The organism is Streptomyces silvae, from assembly GCF_016745505.1.
Classification (GTDB): domain Bacteria; phylum Actinomycetota; class Actinomycetes; order Streptomycetales; family Streptomycetaceae; genus Streptomyces; species Streptomyces silvae.
Genome location: NZ_JAERUC010000047.1, coordinates 1 through 3,085, shown reverse-complemented (window position 1 = coordinate 3,085; position 3,085 = coordinate 1). Strand labels below are relative to the sequence as shown.

The following is a 3,085-nucleotide window of genomic DNA, read 5'->3' as shown; positions in this document are numbered from 1 at the left end:
ACCGTCCGGCGTTCAACCGCGACCGTCGTGACGAGCGCCCGTCCGGTGGCTTCCGCTCCGGCGGCAGCGACCGTCCGTTCAACCGTGACCGTCGTGACGACCGTCCCTCGGGCGGCTTCCGCTCCGGTGGCGGCGACCGGCCGACCGGCCGTCGTGACGACCACCGCGGTGGCACCGGCACGGGTACCGGCACCGGCACCTTCGGCCGCCGCGACGACAAGCCGCGCTGGAAGCGCAACGGCTGAGTCCGGCTGACAGCTGACCGACCCGCGGGGCCCGTACGACACTTCGGTGGCGTACGGGCCCCGCGGGCGTTTCCGGCGTCCCTGCCCGGGCATCGCTGGGGGCATGACAAACGACGAAGCCGTGGCGGCAGAGCCACCGCCCGATGCCCTCCAGGCCGCCTCCGCCCCCGCGCCCGCGCCCACCTCCGACGAGGAACGGCTGGCCGAACTCGGCTACACCCAGGTGCTCGCGCGCCGGATGTCCGCGTTCTCGAATTACGCGGTCTCCTTCACGATCATCTCGGTGCTGTCCGGCTGTCTGACGCTGTATCTGTTCGGCATGAACACCGGCGGTCCCGCGGTCATCACCTGGGGCTGGGTCGGCGTCGGCCTGATGACCCTGTTCGTCGGCCTGGCGATGGCCGAGATCTGTTCGGCTTACCCGACCTCCGCGGGCCTGTACTTCTGGGCCCACCGTCTCGCCCCGCCGCGCTCGGCGGCCGCGTGGGCGTGGTTCGCCGGCTGGTTCAACGTGCTGGGCCAGGTCGCCGTCACCGCGGGCATCGACTTCGGGGCGGCGTCCTTCCTCGGGGCGTACCTGAACCTCCAGTTCGGCTTCGAGGTCACGCCCGGCCGTACGATCCTGCTCTTCGCGGCGATCCTGGTCCTGCACGGCCTGCTGAACACCTTCGGGGTCGGCATCGTCGCCGTACTCAACAACGTCAGCGTGTGGTGGCACGTCGTCGGTGTCGCCGTGATCGTGGGCGCGCTCACCTTCGTGCCGGACTCGCACCAGTCGGCGTCGTACGTCTTCACAGAGTTCGTCAACAACACCGGCTGGGGCAGCGGTTTCTACGTCGTGATGATCGGCCTGCTGATGGCGCAGTACACCTTCACGGGGTACGACGCCTCCGCCCATATGACGGAGGAGACCCATGACGCGGCCGTGGCGGGGCCGCGCGGCATCGTCCAGTCCATCTGGACGTCCTGGATCGCCGGCTTCGTGCTGCTGCTGGGCTTCACGTTCGCCATCCAGTCGTACGACGGCGCCCTGAACTCCCCGACCGGCGCCCCGCCCGCGCAGATCCTGCTGGACGCGCTGGGGGCCACCACGGGCAAGCTCCTGCTGCTCGTCGTGATCGGGGCGCAGCTGTTCTGCGGGATGGCCTCGGTGACCGCCAACAGCCGCATGATCTACGCCTTCTCGCGCGACGGGGCGCTGCCGTTCTCCCGGGTGTGGCACACGGTCAGCCCCCGCACCCGTACGCCCGTCGCGGCGGTCTGGCTGGCCGCCCTGGGCGCCCTGGCGCTCGGCCTGCCGTACCTGATCAACGTCACCGCGTACGCCGCCGTGACGTCGATCGCGGTCATCGGCCTCTACATCGCCTACGTCATCCCCACGCTGCTGCGGCTGTTGCGGGGCGACGACTTCGTCCGGGGACCGTGGCACCTGGGCCGGTGGTCCCGGCCCGTCGGGGTCATCGCGGTGACCTGGGTCGGGGTGATCACGGTGCTCTTCATGCTGCCCCAGGTCTCGCCCGTCACCTGGGAGAGCTTCAACTACGCGCCGCTGGCGGTCCTGGTGGTGCTCGGCTTCGCGGCGGTCTGGTGGTTCGTCTCGGCCCGCCACTGGTTCCTCGTACCGCCGACCCCGGATCACAAGCGCACGATCACGGACGAAACCACGGACTGACCCGCCCGGCCGCGGCCACGACAGGGCCCGGCAGCCGATACCCGATCGGCTGCCGGGTCCGGGGAAGCTATGCTCGGGGGTGATCCATCAGGGGCCGTTAGCTCAATTGGTCAGAGCAGCGGACTTTTAATCCGTTGGTTGTGGGTTCGAGTCCCACACGGCCTACCTGGTGCAGGGCGGGGGGAGCCCCCTCGACCTGCGGCTCCGCGCCCCGATCGGCTCCGGCCGGCCGGGGCGCTCCGTCGTGGCCCCGGCGGCCCTTGTGGCGTCCTCGCCCATCCCGCGCACAATGGATGAGGGGGGTGGCCGATCGGCGGGTACACGAGCGAAACTCTCGGGTCCGAGCGTTGCGCCCGACCGTCGCCCATCGCAAGTGTGTGAGGGCACCGCTATGGACACCACCACCAGAGCCACACTCGTGGCCGCGCTCGCGGCCGGATACGTCATCGGCAGGACGAAGCAGGGGAAGCTCGCGCTGGGCCTGCTGGCCGTCGCTTCCGGTAAGACGCTCGATCCCAAGGCCCTGATCGAAGAGGGGGTCAGGAAGCTCTCCGAGAATCCCCAGTTCGCCCAGCTCGGCGAGCAGGTACGCGGGGAGCTGCTGACCTCCGGGCGAGAGGCCCTGTCCGGGATGACCAACCGCGGTGTCGCGTCCCTGAGCGAGAACCTCCAGCAGCGGATGCTCTCCCTGACGGAAGCGCCGGGCGGTGAGGAAGAGGGCGAGGACTCGTACGCGGAGGACGAGGAAGAGCCCGAGTACGACGAGGAGATGGAAGAGGACGAGGAGGAGGGCGAGGAACCGTCGGACGAGGAGGAGCCGTCGGACGACGAGGACGTGGCGGAGGCGGAGGAGCCCGAGGAGCCCGAGCCCGCGCGTCCCTCTCGCCGTCGTTCTGCGCAGAGGTCCAGGCCGGAGAAGCCCACCGACAGGAAGCCCGGCCCGAAGAACCCGCCCGCGAAGAGGGCCATGGCGCGCAAGGCGGCGGAGAGGAAGCCCGGGCCGAAGAACCCGCCCGCCAGGAAGGCGATGGCACGCAAGGCGGCGGAGGACGCGTCGGCCGGCCGGAAGCGTTCGTCCGGGAGGGATGAGGCGCGGCCCGCCCGCAGGAAGCGCTGAGAAGGCATGGGCGCACGCACTGGAGGGGCGTCCCCGGGCCCGGGGACGCCC

General features: G+C 70.6%; 2 protein-coding genes, 1 tRNA gene and 1 pseudogene. All 4 read left to right on the top strand.

The genetic code is table 11. The features are described from left to right. Positions 1-245, top strand: a pseudogene (locus JKV81_RS06840) (DEAD/DEAH box helicase); the annotation flags it as partial. Between the two features lie 103 nt (positions 246-348). Continuing rightward, positions 349-1,917: an amino acid permease gene (locus tag JKV81_RS06835; RefSeq protein WP_236055578.1), complete on the top strand. Its 1,569-nt coding sequence runs from the start codon at positions 349-351 to the stop codon at positions 1,915-1,917. 91 nt (positions 1,918-2,008) lie between these two features. Further along, positions 2,009-2,082: transfer RNA gene (locus JKV81_RS06830), tRNA-Lys, on the top strand. A gap of 226 nt (positions 2,083-2,308) precedes the next feature. Next, positions 2,309-3,034, top strand: coding sequence for a hypothetical protein (locus JKV81_RS06825; protein WP_202075156.1), 726 nt, complete (start codon positions 2,309-2,311; stop codon positions 3,032-3,034). The last annotated feature ends 51 nt before the right edge of the window (positions 3,035-3,085 follow it).